Origin of the sequence: Nonomuraea sp. NPDC050328, assembly GCF_044459405.1 — a bacterium.
In the GTDB taxonomy this organism is placed as follows: Bacteria; Actinomycetota; Actinomycetes; order Streptosporangiales; family Streptosporangiaceae; genus Nonomuraea.
In genome coordinates, this window is sequence record NZ_JBITIW010000002.1 from 974814 (window position 1) to 989396 (window position 14583).

At 68.7% G+C, this 14583-nt stretch carries 13 protein-coding genes; 7 read left to right on the plus strand and 6 right to left on the minus strand.

The window, feature by feature from the left end:
• Window positions 1-47: 47 nt before the first annotated feature.
• The gene (locus ACIBG7_RS10670; RefSeq protein WP_357924585.1) at window positions 48-1358 is read left to right on the plus strand and encodes an ABC transporter substrate-binding protein; all 1311 of its coding nucleotides are present in this window, start codon (window positions 48-50) and stop codon (window positions 1356-1358) included.
• A gap of 44 nt (window positions 1359-1402) precedes the next feature.
• Here the strand turns inward: ACIBG7_RS10670 and ACIBG7_RS10675 are convergent, their stop codons facing one another.
• The 6 genes from ACIBG7_RS10675 to ACIBG7_RS10700 all read right to left on the minus strand — a co-directional run bounded on the left by ACIBG7_RS10675 (window position 1403) and on the right by ACIBG7_RS10700 (window position 6820).
• Window positions 1403-1804 carry a hypothetical protein gene (locus ACIBG7_RS10675; protein WP_357924586.1) on the minus strand — a complete coding sequence of 134 codons (402 nt, stop codon included), beginning with the start codon at window positions 1802-1804 and terminating at the stop codon, window positions 1403-1405.
• Between the two features lie 57 nt (window positions 1805-1861).
• Window positions 1862-2647: an ABC transporter ATP-binding protein gene (locus tag ACIBG7_RS10680; RefSeq protein ID WP_357924589.1), complete on the minus strand. Its 786-nt coding sequence runs from the start codon at window positions 2645-2647 to the stop codon at window positions 1862-1864.
• A complete protein-coding gene (locus tag ACIBG7_RS10685; protein ID WP_357924592.1) occupies window positions 2644-3579 on the minus strand; it encodes an ABC transporter ATP-binding protein in 936 nt (311 codons plus the stop codon). Before ACIBG7_RS10685 ends, ACIBG7_RS10680 begins: the two co-directional genes overlap by 4 nt.
• Window positions 3569-4555, minus strand: coding sequence for a branched-chain amino acid ABC transporter permease (locus ACIBG7_RS10690; protein WP_357924595.1), 987 nt, complete (start codon window positions 4553-4555; stop codon window positions 3569-3571). Before ACIBG7_RS10690 ends, ACIBG7_RS10685 begins: the two co-directional genes overlap by 11 nt.
• Before the next feature lie 13 nt (window positions 4556-4568).
• Window positions 4569-5741: a branched-chain amino acid ABC transporter permease gene (locus ACIBG7_RS10695; RefSeq protein ID WP_357924598.1), complete on the minus strand. Its 1173-nt coding sequence runs from the start codon at window positions 5739-5741 to the stop codon at window positions 4569-4571.
• A 722-nt stretch (window positions 5742-6463) separates the two neighbouring features.
• Window positions 6464-6820 carry a PaaI family thioesterase gene (locus tag ACIBG7_RS10700; RefSeq protein WP_357924875.1) on the minus strand — a complete coding sequence of 119 codons (357 nt, stop codon included), beginning with the start codon at window positions 6818-6820 and terminating at the stop codon, window positions 6464-6466.
• Window positions 6821-6942: 122 nt separating this feature from the next.
• Here ACIBG7_RS10700 and polA point away from each other — a divergent pair, with 122 nt between their 5' ends.
• From polA to coaE, 6 genes are all read left to right on the plus strand, one after another.
• Window positions 6943-9633: a DNA polymerase I gene (polA, locus tag ACIBG7_RS10705; protein ID WP_397335876.1), complete on the plus strand. Its 2691-nt coding sequence runs from the start codon at window positions 6943-6945 to the stop codon at window positions 9631-9633.
• 198 nt (window positions 9634-9831) lie between these two features.
• The gene (locus tag ACIBG7_RS10710) at window positions 9832-10923 is read left to right on the plus strand and encodes a polysaccharide deacetylase family protein (protein ID WP_397335877.1); all 1092 of its coding nucleotides are present in this window, start codon (window positions 9832-9834) and stop codon (window positions 10921-10923) included.
• Between the two features lie 175 nt (window positions 10924-11098).
• Entirely contained in the window at window positions 11099-12568 is a 1470-nt protein-coding gene (gene rpsA, locus ACIBG7_RS10715) for a 30S ribosomal protein S1 (RefSeq protein WP_357924606.1), read from the plus strand.
• Window positions 12569-12813: 245 nt separating this feature from the next.
• Window positions 12814-13350 (plus strand): hypothetical protein, encoded by a 537-nt coding sequence (locus ACIBG7_RS10720; RefSeq protein WP_397335878.1) that lies wholly within the window; start codon window positions 12814-12816, stop codon window positions 13348-13350.
• A complete protein-coding gene (locus ACIBG7_RS10725; RefSeq protein ID WP_357924878.1) occupies window positions 13350-13805 on the plus strand; it encodes a GNAT family N-acetyltransferase in 456 nt (151 codons plus the stop codon). The genes ACIBG7_RS10720 and ACIBG7_RS10725 overlap by 1 nt, the downstream gene beginning before the upstream one ends.
• Before the next feature lie 5 nt (window positions 13806-13810).
• Window positions 13811-14413, plus strand: coding sequence for a dephospho-CoA kinase (gene coaE, locus ACIBG7_RS10730; protein ID WP_397335879.1), 603 nt, complete (start codon window positions 13811-13813; stop codon window positions 14411-14413).
• Window positions 14414-14583: the final 170 nt, after the last annotated feature.

The window sequence follows — 14583 nt, forward strand, 5'->3', positions numbered from 1 at the left end:
GTCGGCGGAGCTGACCGGATCCCGGGCCTGGATGGAGGAGACATTTCATGATCCGCATTGCCCCTCTCGGGCGCGCGCTGGCCGTGGCTGCCGCGGCAAGCCTCGCCCTTACGGCGTGTGGTGGCGGCGGGGGAACAACCGCCAATCCGCCCGCGGCCTCAGAGAGCGCGTCGGCTCCCGCCGCTTCGTCGCCCGCAGCGGCGTCGAAGGGTGACGGCACCCTGACGATCGGCACCCTGCTGCCGCAGACCGGCTCTCTCGCCTTCCTTGGCCCGCCCGAGTTCGCCGGTGTGGACCTCGCGGTCAAGGAGATCAACGACGCCGGCGGCGTCCTCGGCAAGCCGGTGGCCAAGATCCACACCGACTCCGGCGACACCACCACCAACATCGCCTCGCAGTCGGTCGACAAGCTCCTCGCCCAGAAGGCCGACGCCATCATCGGCGCCGCGTCCTCCTCGGTGTCCGAGTCGGTCATCGACAAGATCACGGGTGCGGGCACGGTGCACTTCTCGCCGGCCAACACCTCCGACAAGTTCACCACGATCCAGGACAACGGCCTGTACTTCCGTACGGCTCCGCCGGACGTGCTGCAGGGCCGCGTGCTGGGCGACCTCGTCCTGGCCGACGGCAGCGACACCGTGGGCATCCTGGCGATGCAGGACTCCTACGGCACGGGCCTGGCCGACAACGTGACCAAGGCGATCGAGGGCGGCGGCGGCACCGTCGCCGAGCGCGTCGACTACGACCCCAAGGCCGCCGACTTCTCCGCCGACGTGGCGAAGATCAAGGCCAAGAACCCGAAGGCGATCGTCCTGATCGGCTTCGAGGAGACCGCCAAGCTGGTCCAGGAGCTGGTGAAGCAGGGTCTGACCGCCGACAAGTACAAGTGGTACATGGTCGACGGCAACACCTCGAACACCAACTACGTGAAGATGCCCAAGGGCACCCTCAAGGGCGTCAAGGGCACCATCCCCGGGGCCGCCTCGCCGGAGGCCTTCCAGGCCAAGCTCAAGGAGATCAACCCCGAGCTCGCCGACTTCAGCTACGCGCCGGAGTCGTACGACGCCGCGAACCTGGTGGCCCTGGCCGCCGAGGCCGCGAAGTCGGACGCGGGCGAGGACATCGCCAAGAAGCTGGCCGAGGTCAGCAAGGGCGGCGAGAAGTGCACCGACTTCAAGAGCTGCAACGAGCTCATGAAGGCCGGCAAGGACATCGACTACGAGGGCGTCTCCGGCCCGATCGAGTTCAACGACGCCGGTGACCCGGCCGTCGCCACGATCGGCATCTACGAGTACGCCGACAACAACACCTACGGCACCAAGGCGCTGGAGTACCGCAAGGGCAACATCGCCGGCTAAGGCCGCATGAAGAAGGCCCGGTCCGCTTCGGACCGGGCCTTCTGCTATGTCCGGCAGTTCTTCTTGATCTCCTCGGTCGCCGCCCGGTAGCGCTTGAGCAGCTCGACCTGCCGCTCGCGCGGCACGTCCGCCCGCGCCAGGCCCGAGGCGGCCTGCTCCAGCTCCCCGGCCGCCGCCTTGATGGACTCCGGCAGCCGCCCGCCGAACTCCGCGGCGATGCCCCGGGTCTCGGCGATGCGGCCCAGGACCGCGTCCTCGAAGTTCTGCCTGTCCTCCTGGCCGCGGGGCAGCAGCAGGAGCTCGGCGTAGCCGATGGAGGAGATGACGCGCGTGCAGGGCGAGTCCTTGGCGTCCCCGCCGGTGCTGTACTTGTCCGTACGGGGCTCGGGGGCGGCCTGGCAGGCCACGAGTGCCGCGATGGCTAACAGAGCCGGTAGATGCCTCACAGAACCATTTAAGGGGTACGGCTCGCGCGAGCCGTACCCCCTAGATGATGATTTCCGTCAGGCGCGGGCGAGCGTCCCCAGGTAGAGCTCGATCACCTTCGGGTCGTTGGCGAGCTGCTTGCCGGTGCCGGAGTAGGCGTTGCGCCCCTGGTCCAGCACGTAGCCGCGGTGGCAGATCTGCAGGCAGCGCCGCGCGTTCTGCTCGACCATGATGACCGTCACGCCGGCTTTGTTGATCTGCTGGGCCTGGATGAAGACCAGGTCCTGCAGCTTGGGCGACAGGCCGGCGCTGGGCTCGTCGAGCAGCAGCACCGAGGGCTCGGTCATGAGCGCCCGTGCCATCGCCACCATCTGCCGCTCACCGCCGGACAGGGAGCCGGCGCGCTGCTTGCGCCGCTCCTTGAGGGCGGGGAAGAGCTCGGCGACGAACTCGAAGCGCTCCTTGAACTTCTTGGGCTGCTGGAAGGCGCCCATCTCGAGGTTCTCCTCGATGGTCAGGCTCGGGAAGACGTTGTTGGTCTGCGGGACGTACCCCACGCCGCGCGAGACCAGCGAGTGCGCCTTCATGTTGGTGATGTTCTCACCGTTGAGCACGACCGTGCCGCTGCGCACGTTGACCAGCCCGAACATGGCCTTCAGCAGCGTGGACTTGCCCGCGCCGTTGGGGCCGATGATGCCGATCAGCTCGCCCTGCTGGGCGTAGAGGTCGGAGCCGTTCAGGATGTTGACGCCGGGCAGGTAGCCGGCGATCAGCTCGTCGCAGCGCAGGACCGCGCCCTCGGCGCCGCTGACGTGGGCGCTGCGGTCGACGACCGCGGCCTTCGACTCGGGTGCGGAGCTCATCTGGCCGTCTCCTCCTCTGCGGCCTCGGCCTCCAGGGCGGCCTCGGCCTCGTGCAACTGCTGCTGGAGCTCCTCCTCCGACAGCGGCGCGTCGTGGTGGGCGCCCAGGTAGGCGTCGATCACGCGGTGGTCGGACATGATCGCGTCGGGCGGGCCCTCGGCGATGATGCCGCCCTGGGCCATCACGATGACCCAGTCGCTGATGTCGCGGACCATGTCCATGTCGTGCTCGACGAACAGCACCGTCATGCCCTGCTCGCGCAGGTCCTTGACGTGGCCGAGCAGCGACTGGGTGAGCGCCGGGTTGACGCCCGCCATGGGCTCGTCGAGCATGACCAGCTCGGGGCCGACCATGAGCGCCCGCGCCATCTCCAGGAGCTTGCGCTGGCCGCCGGACAGGCTGCCGGCGAAGTCCTCGCTCTTGGCGTCGAGCTTGAAGCGCCGCAGCAGCTCCTCGGCCCGCTCGGTGATGAGCTGCTCCTGCAGCCGCCACCGGAAGGGCACCAGGGCCTGGAAGAAGTTCTCGCCGATCTGCTTCTGCGCGCCCAGCCGCATGTTCTCCATGACGGTGAGCTTGGACAGCGCCTTGGTGAGCTGGAAGGTGCGCACCATCCCGGCCCGGGCGACCTTGTGCGCGGGCACGCCGTTCATCGGCTTGCCGTTGAAGGTCCACGAGCCGGCGTCGGCGGTGTCGAACCCGGTGAGCTGGTTGAAGAAGGTGGTCTTGCCGGCGCCGTTCGGTCCGATCAGCGCGGTGATGGAACCGCGCTGGATCTCGACGTGCTGGACGTCCACGGCGGTGAGACCGCCGAAGCGGCGCACGACGCCGTCGGCGATCAGGATCGGGTCCGGCTTGGCGACGCCCGGCTCGCGCTCCAGGTCCTGGAGGGCGGCCAGCGCGTCAGCCTTGCGGCTGGGCGTGTTATCGGGCATCGAGTGCGATCTCCCTCTTGTCACCGAAGATACCCTGCGGCCGGAAGACGAGCAGCAGGATGAAGCCGAACCCGACCAGGGCGTAGACGATCGGGCCGACCTGGGTCTCGGTCATGAACGGGATGTACCCCGCGCGCGTCGCCTCGGCCAGCGTGCCGCTGACGAAGACGAAGAGCACCCAGAAGATCATCGCGCCCACGACCGGTCCGAGGACGCGGGCGGCGCCGCCGAGGATGACGACGGTGTAGGCGAAGAAGGTCAGCTCGGTGCCGAAGACGTCCGGCTGGACCGAGCCGAAGTACAGCCCGTAGATGAAGCCGGCCAGGCAGCCGATGACGCCGCCGAGGATGAGCGACTGCATCTTGTAGGAGAAGACGTTCTTGCCGAGGCTGCGCACGGCGTCCTCGTCCTCGCGGATGGCCTTCAGCACGCGGCCCCACGGGCTGCGCATGAGCGCCCACACCACCAGGCAGGAGACGCCGACCAGGGCCCAGCCGACGGTCAGCACCCACATGGAGCGCTCGTCGAAGCTGACCGGGCCGATGCCGTAGGTGCCGTCCGGGTAGGGGTTCATCGCGTAGAAGTCGGTGTTGAAGCCGCGCCGGCCGTCCGAGCCGCCGAAGACCTCCTTGAAGGCCACCGAGCGGAAGATGAGCCGGATGATCTCCGCCGCGGCGATCGTCACGATCGCCAGATAGTCGGCGCGCAGCCGCAGCGTCGGTATGCCCAGCAGGAGCGCCAGCAGGACCGCCGCCGCGAGGCCGACCAGGATGCCCACGAAGAAGGGCAGGTCGAAGACGGTGACCGTGACGGCCAGGCCGTACCCGGCGACGGCCATGAAGGCCGCCTGGCCGAAGTTGAGCAGGCCGGTGTAGCCGAAGTGGATGTTGATGCCGATCGCGGCCAGTCCGTAGACCACCGCCTGCCAGCCCACCAGGGTCGAGAGGGTGGTGCTGATGATTGTCTGCCAGTCCATGACTTCCCTCCCCTCAGCCGATCCGCTCGCGGCGGCCCAGGATGCCCTGCGGCCGGACGAGGAGGACGACGATCAGTACGGCCAGCGCGCCCACGGACTTCAGCTCCGGCGGGACCCACAGGGTGGAAAGCTGGATGAACACGCCCACGACCAGCGAGCCGACCAGGGCGCCGAACGCGGTGCCCAGGCCGCCGAGCGTGACGCCGGCGAAGATGAGCAGCAGGATGTCCTGGCCCATGGTGAATTTGAGCTGCTGGGACAGGCCGAGCATGATGCCGGCCAGCGCCGCGATGGCGCCGCCCGAGGCCCAGATGATGCGGATGACCCGGTCGACGTTGATGCCCGAGGAGGAGGCCAGCGCCGGGTTGTCGGCCACCGCGCGGGCGGCCTTGCCGGTGCGGGTCTTCAGCAGGGCGATGCCGACGACGACCAGCACGATCAGCTCGATGCCCATCGCCCACAGGTTCTTGGGCGCCACGGTGATCGGGCCGATGTTCATGCCGGCCTGCGCGTTGTAGTCGGAGAACGACTCGTTCTGCGCGCCGAAGAAGAACTGGATCAGGTTGCGGAGCAGGATCGCCACGCCGATCGAGATGATCATCATGGCGATGACGCCGGTGCCGCGCTTGCGCAGCTTGCCCCAGAACCAGCGGTCCTGGGCGTACCCGAGCGCGCCGCAGACGATGACCGCCAGCAGGGCGGCCAGCTCCAGCGGCATCCCGGCCCAGCCGAACATCCCGGTGTTGAACAGGAAGGCCACGACGGCGCCCAGCGTGATCAGCTCGCCGTGGGCGAAGTTGGTCAGGCCGGTGGTGCCGTAGATCAGCGACAGGCCGAGGGCGGCCAGGGCGATGATCAGGCCGAGGTTGAAGCCCTCGAAGGCGAGCTGGGCCGCCTGGCGGAGGAAGGCGCCCTCGTTGGGGTCGGCGGCCGGTTCCTGGCCCGCGACCGCCTTGGGCTCGAGCGGGAACAGGACCGTACGGACGTCGCCCTCGAAGACCGGGAGCGTCCGGACGTTCACGCCGCCGCGCGGCTGAGCGGTGGCCGGGAGGCTCGCGGGGTCGAGAGTGACCTTGTAGGTCGCCGCCTTCGGGACCTCTACTTCCCACGTGCCTTGGGCGTTGGTGGTGACCTCCTTGACGGGTTGTCCGTCCTCGGTGGTCACGACGATTTTCGCGCCGTTCACTGGCTGGCCTTGGAATGTGAGTGTGCCCTTCAAGCCTTCACCCTCGACTGCCGCGGCGCCTGCCGGGCTGGCGAGAAGGAAGATAAGGCCACCCAGGAAGGCCGTGAACGCGATCACGGCTCTGCGCAATGGTGCTCCCTCGCAAGTCTAGGAAGGCGGTCAGCCCCCCTCGTCGGTACGCAGGCATCGCAGGCACGACTGGGATGCTGTGGCGGGAGCCTATTCTGGCTACGCCCGGTTCCGAACCGTTCGTCACCAATTAGTGATGTGTGTGTGTCACTGATGTAAGGAAACAACGCGGCAGGTCAGGGGCTAAATGGTCATTCACCCGTGTCGATCGTTTTCCCTCGATTGTCACGATCAGCGGAAAGTCCCATGAATTTTGGCTAGATATGCCGAAGCGGGACGCGAGCGGGTAACGGATGCCCGGAATGTGGCGTTTTGCGAGGATTTCGTGGCGTCCCGGAGATCGTCGACGGGAGCGAGAAGAGGGTGGGCCGCGCGCGACGGGCGGCCGGAGGGGAACGAACCCGGGAGGGGGCCTTTGGGACCATGTAGGGCTTCCCCGGCCCTACGCGTTATCTACTCGGCCTCCCCCGCGGGCTCTGCTGGGACAACGGTAGCGACCGCGGGGAGGCTGCGCAAAGGGAGACCGAAACTCATCAAAGGTTCAGGGGTGCTCAGGTTCGCCTGGAGTGGCTCCGCGCCTGGTGGGGAAGTGCTCAGGGGTTCTGGGGGCGGTCACGCAGCATGCAGGTGATGCGGGAGGTGCACACCAGGCGGCCCTGCTCGTCGGTGATCTCCACCTGGTAGGTGGCCAGCGTGCGCCCGGTGTGCAGCGGCGTGGCGACCCCGGTGACGTGGCCCGAGGTGGCCGAGCGGTGGTGGGTGGCGTTGATCTCGATCCCCACCGCGATGCGGTCCGGCCCGGCGTGGATGGCCGCCGCGATCGAGCCGGCCGACTCGGCCAGCACCACCGAGGCGCCCCCGTGCAGCAGGCCGTACGGCTGGGTGTTGCCCGCCACCGGCATCCGCGCCACGACCCGTTCGGGGGTGGCCTCCACGAACTCGATGCCCATCCGCTCGCCGAGGGTGCCCTGGTTGAGGCTGTTGACGAAGTCGATGTCGATGAGGGTCAAGGTGCCGTCTCCACTCTCGCGAGCTCGGGTTTTCTGTCGCACTTGGAGACTAGGCTGCGACTGTGCCGAAGAGTGAAGCGACCCCCGTGAGGCCCCGACTCCTGCTCCTGGACGGGCATTCCCTGGCGTACCGGGCTTTCTACGCCCTGAAGGACGCCAACCTGATGACCACCGACGGTCAGCCCACCGCGGCCGTGTACGGGTTCACCTCCATGTTGACCAACATGATCAGGGACGAGCAGCCCACGCACATCGCGGTCGCCTTCGACCGGTCGGAGCCCACGTTCCGGCACGAGACGTACGGGGAGTACAAGGCGAACCGCTCGGCCACGCCCGACGAGTTCCGCGACCAGATGCGGCTCATCTTCGAGCTCCTCGACATCCTCAAGGTGCCGTACCTGTCCAAGCCGGGCTTCGAGGCCGACGACCTCATCGCGACGCTGGCCACCCGCGCCGCCGCCGAGGGCATGGACGTGCTCATCGTGACCGGCGACCGCGACGCGCTCCAGCTCGTCAACGCCGACATCACCGTGCTGATGACCCGGCGCGGCATCAGCGACATGACCCGCTTCACCCCCGAGGCGGTCTTCGAGAAGTACGAGCTGACCCCGCAGCAGTACCCCGACTTCGCCGCGCTGCGCGGCGACCCCAGCGACAACCTGCTCAGCATCCCCGGCGTCGGCGAGAAGACCGCCGCCAAGTGGGTGCGCGACTTCGGCTCCCTGGAGGAGCTGGTCAACCGGGTCGACGAGGTCAAGGGCAAGGTCGGCGACAAGCTGCGCGACCACCTCGACCAGGTGCTGATGAACCGCCGGCTCACCGAGCTCATGCGCGACGTGCCGCTCGACGTCCCGATCGAGACCCTCCACCAGGGCCAGTGGCAGCGCGAGGAGATCAACAAGCTCTTCGACACGCTGCAGATCCGCGGCGAGCTGCGCGAGCGCGTCTTCAAGGTGCTCGGCACCGGCGAGGCCGACCCCGAGCAGGGCTTCGAGGTCGAGACCGTCATCCTCGGCCCCGACCGCGTCGCCGGCTGGCTCGCCGCCCTGCCGGCCGGCCGCGCCGGCCTGGCCTTCAAGGGCGCGTACGGCAGCGGCACCGGCCGCATCGAGGGCCTGGCGATCGCCTCGCCCGACGGCAGCGCAGCGCACATCGACCCCGCCCGGCTGACCGAGTCCGACTTCAAGGCGCTGGCCGACTGGCTCGGCGACGAGAGCGCGCCCAAGGCCGTCCACGACGCCAAGGGCCCCATCCTCGCCCTCTGGGCGCAGGGCCTGGAGCTCAAGGGCCTCACCTGCGACACCGCCCTGGCCGCCTACCTGGCGATGCCGGGCCAGCGCACCTTCGCCCTCGAAGACCTCGCCCGCCGCTACGTCAACCGCGACCTGCGCGCCGAGGAGTCCTCCTCCGGGCAGGCCGCCCTCTTCGGCGACGACGAGGACGCCCCGGCTAAAGACCTCGCCCTGCGCGCCGCGGCCGTGCGCGAGCTGGCCGACGCGCTGGAGACCTTCCTGTCCGAGCGCGGCGGCACCGAGCTGCTGGCCGACGTGGAGCTCCCGTTGCTCGGCGTCCTGGCCGAGCTGGAGCGGGCCGGCATCGCCGTCGACCGCGAGTACCTCTCGGGCATGGAGTCGCAGTTCGCCGCCGGGGTCAAGCAGGCCGTCGAGGAGGCCCACCGGGTGGTGGGTGAGCAGTTCAACCTCGGCTCGCCCAAGCAGCTCCAGGAGATCTTCTTCACCAAGCTCGGGCTGCCCAAGACGAAGAAGACCAAGACCGGCTACTCCACCGACGCCGAGCAGCTCGCCTGGCTGGCCACCCAGACCGAGCACGAGCTGCCCGTCATCATGCTGCGCCACCGCGACCAGCAGAAGCTCATGACCACCGTCACCGGCCTGCTCGCCGAGATCGCCGACGACGGGCGCATCCACACCACGTTCAACCAGATCATCGCGGCCACCGGGCGGCTGTCGTCGGAGAAGCCCAACCTCCAGAACATCCCCATCCGCACCGCCGAGGGCCGCCGCATCCGGCAGGGCTTCGTCGTCGGCGAGGGCTTCGAGACGTTGCTCACCGCCGACTACAGCCAGATCGAGCTGCGCATCATGGCGCACCTGTCGGGCGACGAGTCGCTCATCGCGGCCTTCGAGTCGGGGCACGACTTCCACCAGGCGACCGCCTCGCGGGTCTTCGACCTGCCGCCCGAGCAGGTGGACGGGGAACTGCGAGCCAAGATCAAGGCGATGAACTACGGGCTGGCGTACGGCCTGTCCGACTTCGGGCTGGCCGCGCAGCTCAACATCTCGGTCGGCGAGGCGCGGGCGCTCAAGGACGAGTACTTCGAGGAGTTCGGCGGGGTGCGCGACTTCCTCCAGGCGATCGTCGCCCAGGCCCGCACCGACGGCTACACCGAGACCATCATGGGGCGGCGGCGTTACCTGCCCGACCTCACCAGCGACAACCGGCAGCGACGGGAGATGGCCGAGCGGATGGCGCTCAACGCGCCCATCCAGGGGTCGGCGGCCGACATCATCAAGGTCGCCATGCTCAACGTCCGCCAGGCGCTGCGTGAGGAGGGGCTGCGCTCGCGCATGCTCCTCCAGGTGCACGACGAGCTCGTGTTCGAGGTGGCGGCGGGGGAGCTGGAGGGCCTCACCCAGCTCGTCCGCGACCAGATGGCGGCGGCCTACCCGCTGCGGGTGGCCCTCGACGTCTCCGTCGGCGTCGGCCGCACTTGGGAAGACGCCGGCCACTGACCCTCGTCGGACGTTCCTCCAGCCCGGGCCGCTTTGCTATGGGGCCCAGGCTGGAGGACGGTTCTGGGGACCCCACTCCGTCCCGGACCCCTGAGAAACCGGGCAACCCGCCCTCTCCCATAGATCTGCGGGTTTGTCGGCGAAGGAGCGTTCTGGACTAGGCTGGCCGGGTTGATCGGCCGTCAACCATGGAGTCACGTGCGCAGTACAGCGTCCCTCGTCCGGATCGTCGGTGTCGCCAACGTCGTGGTGGTGCTCGTCGCCCTGGTGCTCCTGGGGATCCTGCCGGAAGAGGAAACGCCGTCCCGCGCGATGGCCAAGCCGGCGGCCAGCCCCCAGCCGAGCGCCCCGGCCCAGCCACAGCAGCCCCCGCCGGGAGTGGTCGCCACGCCGGAGTTCGCCAAGCAGGTGAAGGCCAACGAGGCCGGCATGGTCCCGGTGATCATGTACCACCGGATCATCCCCAAGCGCCTGGCCTCGATCGACCGCACCCCGGCCCAGCTCCGCCAGGAGCTGGAGAAACTGGCCCGCAAGGGCTACGTGCCGATCACCGCCAAGCAGTTCGCGACCGGCGACATCCGCGTCCCGGCGGGCAAGTCGCCCGTGGTGCTGACCTTCGACGACGGCCACGAGTCGCACTTCGGCCTGGACGCCCAGGGCCGGCCGCGCAGGGACACCGCGGTCGGCATCCTGCTGGAGGTCGCCCGCAAGTACCCGCACTTCCAGCCGGTCGCCACCTTCTGGGTGAACCGGCGCCCGTTCGGCATCGACGACCCGGCCGAGCAGGCCAAGGCGGCGCAGTGGCTGGCGCACCACGGCTTCGAGGTGGCCAACCACACCTGGAGCCACCCCAACCTGCGCGCGCTCAAGAGCAAGCAGGTGCGTGAGCAGATCGTCCGGCTGGAGCGGCTGCTCAAGAAGCTCGGCGTGGAGCCCTCGGCGACCATCGCCCTGCCGTTCGGCTCGATGCCGCGCAGCAAGAGCGCCGCCGACCGCGGCTCGTGGGACGGCACGGCCTACGACTTCGCCGGCGTGTTCCTGGCCGGCGCCGAGCCCTCGGTTTCGCCCTTCGCGAAGTCTTTCGACCCCGGAGCCATCCAGCGGATCCAGAGCAACGGCAAGAAGGGCGAATGCCGCCGATGGTGCTCGCAGTACTGGCTGGAATGGCTGGACAAGCACCCCAAACGCCGGTATGTCTCCGACGGAGATCCGGACCGGATCTCCGTCCCGCAGGCCGAACGAGGTAATATCCAGGCCAAGCGCAGGGCCCAGCTCAACGCTTACTCGTGAGCCCCGGATTGACCCCGTGGCGAAGGTCTCATATGCTGATCGCTGCGCTGTGGGCTCGCGCGCGCCTCAGACGGAGCGGGCTCGCGCTCGATCTGGTCGATCCGGCTTGAACGAACAAATGCCCTCAACGCGTCCGCCACATCGACTTCTGTCCGCGTTCGGAGCAATTCCACACATGACGTCCAGCACTGAGGCCACCTCGACCACCCCGCAGGTCGCGATCAACGACATCGGTTCCGAGGAAGCCTTCCTCGCCGCGATCGACGAGACCATCAAGTACTTCAACGACGGCGACATCGTCGAGGGCACCGTCGTCAAGGTCGATCGAGACGAGGTTCTTCTCGACATCGGCTACAAGACCGAGGGTGTCATCCCCTCGCGCGAGCTCTCGATCAAGCACGATGTCGACCCCGCGGACGTCGTCGAGGTCGGTGAGCACGTCGAGGCCCTGGTTCTCCAGAAGGAGGACAAGGAAGGCCGTCTCATCCTGTCCAAGAAGCGCGCGCAGTACGAGCGCGCCTGGGGCACGATCGAGAAGATCAAGGACGAGGACGGCATCGTCACCGGCACCGTCATCGAGGTCGTCAAGGGTGGTCTCATCCTCGACATCGGCCTCCGCGGCTTCCTGCCCGCGTCGCTCGTCGAGATGCGCCGTGTCCGTGACCTGCAGCCGTACGTCGGCCGCGAGCTCGAGGCCAAGATCATCGAGCTGGACAAGAACCGCAACAACGTGGTTCTGTCCCGCCGCGCCTGGCTCGAGCAGACGCAGTCCGAGGTCCGCCAGACCTTCCTCAACACCCTCCAGAAGGGCCAGGTCCGCAAGGGCGTCGTGTCCTCGATCGTCAACTTCGGTGCCTTCGTGGACCTGGGTGGCGTCGACGGTCTGGTCCACGTGTCCGAGCTGTCCTGGAAGCACATCGACCACCCCTCCGAGGTCGTCGAGGTCGGCCAGGAGGTCACGGTCGAGGTCCTCGACGTCGACATGGAGCGCGAGCGCGTCTCCCTGTCGCTCAAGGCGACCCAGGAAGACCCGTGGCAGCAGTTCGCCCGCACCCACCAGATCGGCCAGGTCGTGCCGGGCCGCGTCACCAAGCTGGTGCCGTTCGGCGCGTTCGTCCGGGTCGAGGAGGGCATCGAGGGCCTGGTCCACATCTCCGAGCTGGCCGAGCGCCACGTCGAGATCCCGGAGCAGGTCGTCCAGGTCGGCGACGAGATCTTCGTGAAGATCATCGACATCGACCTCGACCGTCGGCGGATCAGCCTGTCGCTCAAGCAGGCCAACGAGGGCGCCGGCGCCGAGGTCGAGTTCGACCCGACGCTGTACGGCATGGCGGCCACGTACGACGACCAGGGCAACTACATCTACCCCGAGGGCTTCGACTCCGAGACGGGTGAGTGGCTCGAGGGCTTCGACAAGCAGCGTGAGGAGTGGGAGCGGCAGTACGCCGAGGCCCAGACCCGCTTCGAGGCGCACAAGAAGCAGATCGAGGAGGCCCGCAAGGCCGAGGCTGAGGCCGGGGAGGTGCCCTCGACCTACACCGGCGAGACCGCGCCGACCACCCAGGCTCCGGCTTCGCAGGGCGCCCTCGCCTCCGACGAGGCGCTCGCGGCTCTCCGCGAGAAGCTCGCCGGCGGTCAGAGCTAGTAGCTCCAGCGGTAACAGCTCCACGCGGAAGGCCCCGCACCCACTTGATGGGTGCGGGGCCTTCCCGCATTCCCGGCCTGCTCCGGATGGCCGCGGACCCTGCTCGGGCGGCCGGCATCTCCGGGGGGACCGGCCTGTTCCGGTCCTGCTCGGGCACCGGAGTCGCCGGGGGACCGGCCTGTTCCGGCGACAAGGAGGTCTGGGGCCGGTGCGCTCGGCGGGTGGGGCGCCGATAGCATCCCTCGATGCGATCACTGACCCTGGTGGCGACCGGTGTTCTGCTCCACCTCCTCTTACCGTTCTCGGGCGACCTCCTTGCCGTCTTCCTGGGGCCTCAGCTCATCGATGTGACCGGCTACACGGCGGCCGCGGGCTGGGCGGTCACCGGCGTGGGACTCGGCCTGCTGGTCCGCTCGGGAGCACGCGACTTCCTGCCCGCCTTGATCACCGCCGCGCTGTCAGTGGCGTACTACCTGCTGCCCTTCCGCCCGGCGGATCTCCTGTTCGTCTTCCCCGCCTACTGCCTCTGGTTGATCGCCGGAGCCGTGATGCGACGCGCGAACGACGGCGGCGACACCCATGCGGCCCGGCGCCTGGACGTGGCCCGCACAGCCGTGGCCGGGGGATACCTCGCCGCCTACGTGGCCGAACAGGTGCTGTCGGTCGGACTGCTGACCGGTCTTCTCGGGCTCATCGGCCTGGTGGGGACGATCATGATGACTTTCCGGTTCTTCCGGGTCGCCGCAAGGCCCTATCTCCAGCCGACTATGGTGGCCGAGTGATGCGCATCGAGCAGGCGGTCCCGGGCGACGCGGGCGAGATTCTCACCCTGACGCGGGCGGCGTACGTGACCGAGGCGCAGTTGTACGGTGACCCGTTCATCCCGCCGCTGGTGGAGTCGGTGGAGCAGGTGCGGAAGTTCATCGAGACCGGGCTCGTGCTCAAGGCCGTGGACGAGGCGCGGATCGTGGGTTCGGTCCGGGGACGGATGGCCGGGACGGCGTGCCTGGTCGGGCGGCTGGTGGTTGCGCCGGATCGGCAGGGGCAGGGCATCGGCGGGTCGTTGCTGCGGGCGCTGCACGAGCAGGCGGTCGAGGCTCGGGCGTTCGACCTGTTCACCGGCCATCTGTCCGAGGGGAACCTGCGACTGTACCGCAAGCTGGGCTACCGCGAGACCCATCGGGAACGGATGGACGAGCACCTGACCCTGGTTCATCTCCGGCGAAGCGTAGGGTGACGATCATGACGAAGGTTGGGCTCACCGGCGGGATCGGGTCGGGCAAGAGCGAGGTCGCCCGGCGGCTGGGCGAGCGGGGTGCGGTGATCATCGACGCGGACAAGATCGCCCGCGAGGTGGTGGAGCCGGGGACCGAGGGGCTGGCCCGGGTGGTGGCGGCGTTCGGGGAGGAGATCCTCCGGGAGGACGGGTCGCTGAACCGGGAGAAGCTGGGCGCGATCGTCTTCGCCGACTCGGAGAAACTGGCCACCCTCAACGGGATCGTGCATCCGCTGGTGGGGGAGCGGGTGGCGGTGCTGCAGGGGCAGGCGGCCGAGGGGGCGGTGGTCGTCTACGACGTGCCGTTGCTGGTGGAGAACAAGCTGGCTCCGCTGTACGACGTGGTGATCGTGGTGGACGCCTCCGACGAGACGCGGATCGCGCGGTTGCGGGAGTACCGGCAGATGCCGGAGGCCGATGCCAAGGCCCGGATCGCGGCGCAGGCCTCCCGGGAGGAGCGGCTGGCGGTCGCGGATGTGGTGATCTCGAACGAGGGGACGATCGAGGAGCTGGAGGCGCAGGTGGCTCGGGTGTGGGAGCAACTCGTCGCCAGGAAATCTACAACGTAAAGGCGTACTCGCTGGAGCCGTAGACCCGGCGCCGCACGGGTGCTCGCCGCGGTGCAGGTGACGGTGGCGGTGACGGGGCGGGCGGCCACCCAATGAGGCCGTGCACCAAGCGGCCACCCAAGGGGCCGGGAGCCGGGCGGGCCCTGGAGTGCCCATGCCGGCCGTACCAA

Coding starts and splice junctions, on each gene's coding strand:
- ACIBG7_RS10670 (WP_357924585.1), top strand. CDS start 48: ATGATCCGCATTGCCCCTCTCGGGCGCGCGCTGGCCGTGGCTGCCGCG.
- ACIBG7_RS10680 (WP_357924589.1), bottom strand. CDS start 2,647: ATGAGCTCCGCACCCGAGTCGAAGGCCGCGGTCGTCGACCGCAGCGCC.
- ACIBG7_RS10685 (WP_357924592.1), bottom strand. CDS start 3,579: ATGCCCGATAACACGCCCAGCCGCAAGGCTGACGCGCTGGCCGCCCTC.
- ACIBG7_RS10690 (WP_357924595.1), bottom strand. CDS start 4,555: ATGGACTGGCAGACAATCATCAGCACCACCCTCTCGACCCTGGTGGGC.
- ACIBG7_RS10700 (WP_357924875.1), bottom strand. CDS start 6,820: ATGGGCATCGAGTTCGTGGAGGCCACCCCCGAACGGGTCGTGGCGCGG.
- rpsA (WP_357924606.1), top strand. CDS start 11,099: ATGACGTCCAGCACTGAGGCCACCTCGACCACCCCGCAGGTCGCGATC.
- ACIBG7_RS10720 (WP_397335878.1), top strand. CDS start 12,814: ATGCGATCACTGACCCTGGTGGCGACCGGTGTTCTGCTCCACCTCCTC.
- ACIBG7_RS10725 (WP_357924878.1), top strand. CDS start 13,350: ATGCGCATCGAGCAGGCGGTCCCGGGCGACGCGGGCGAGATTCTCACC.
- coaE (WP_397335879.1), top strand. CDS start 13,811: ATGACGAAGGTTGGGCTCACCGGCGGGATCGGGTCGGGCAAGAGCGAG.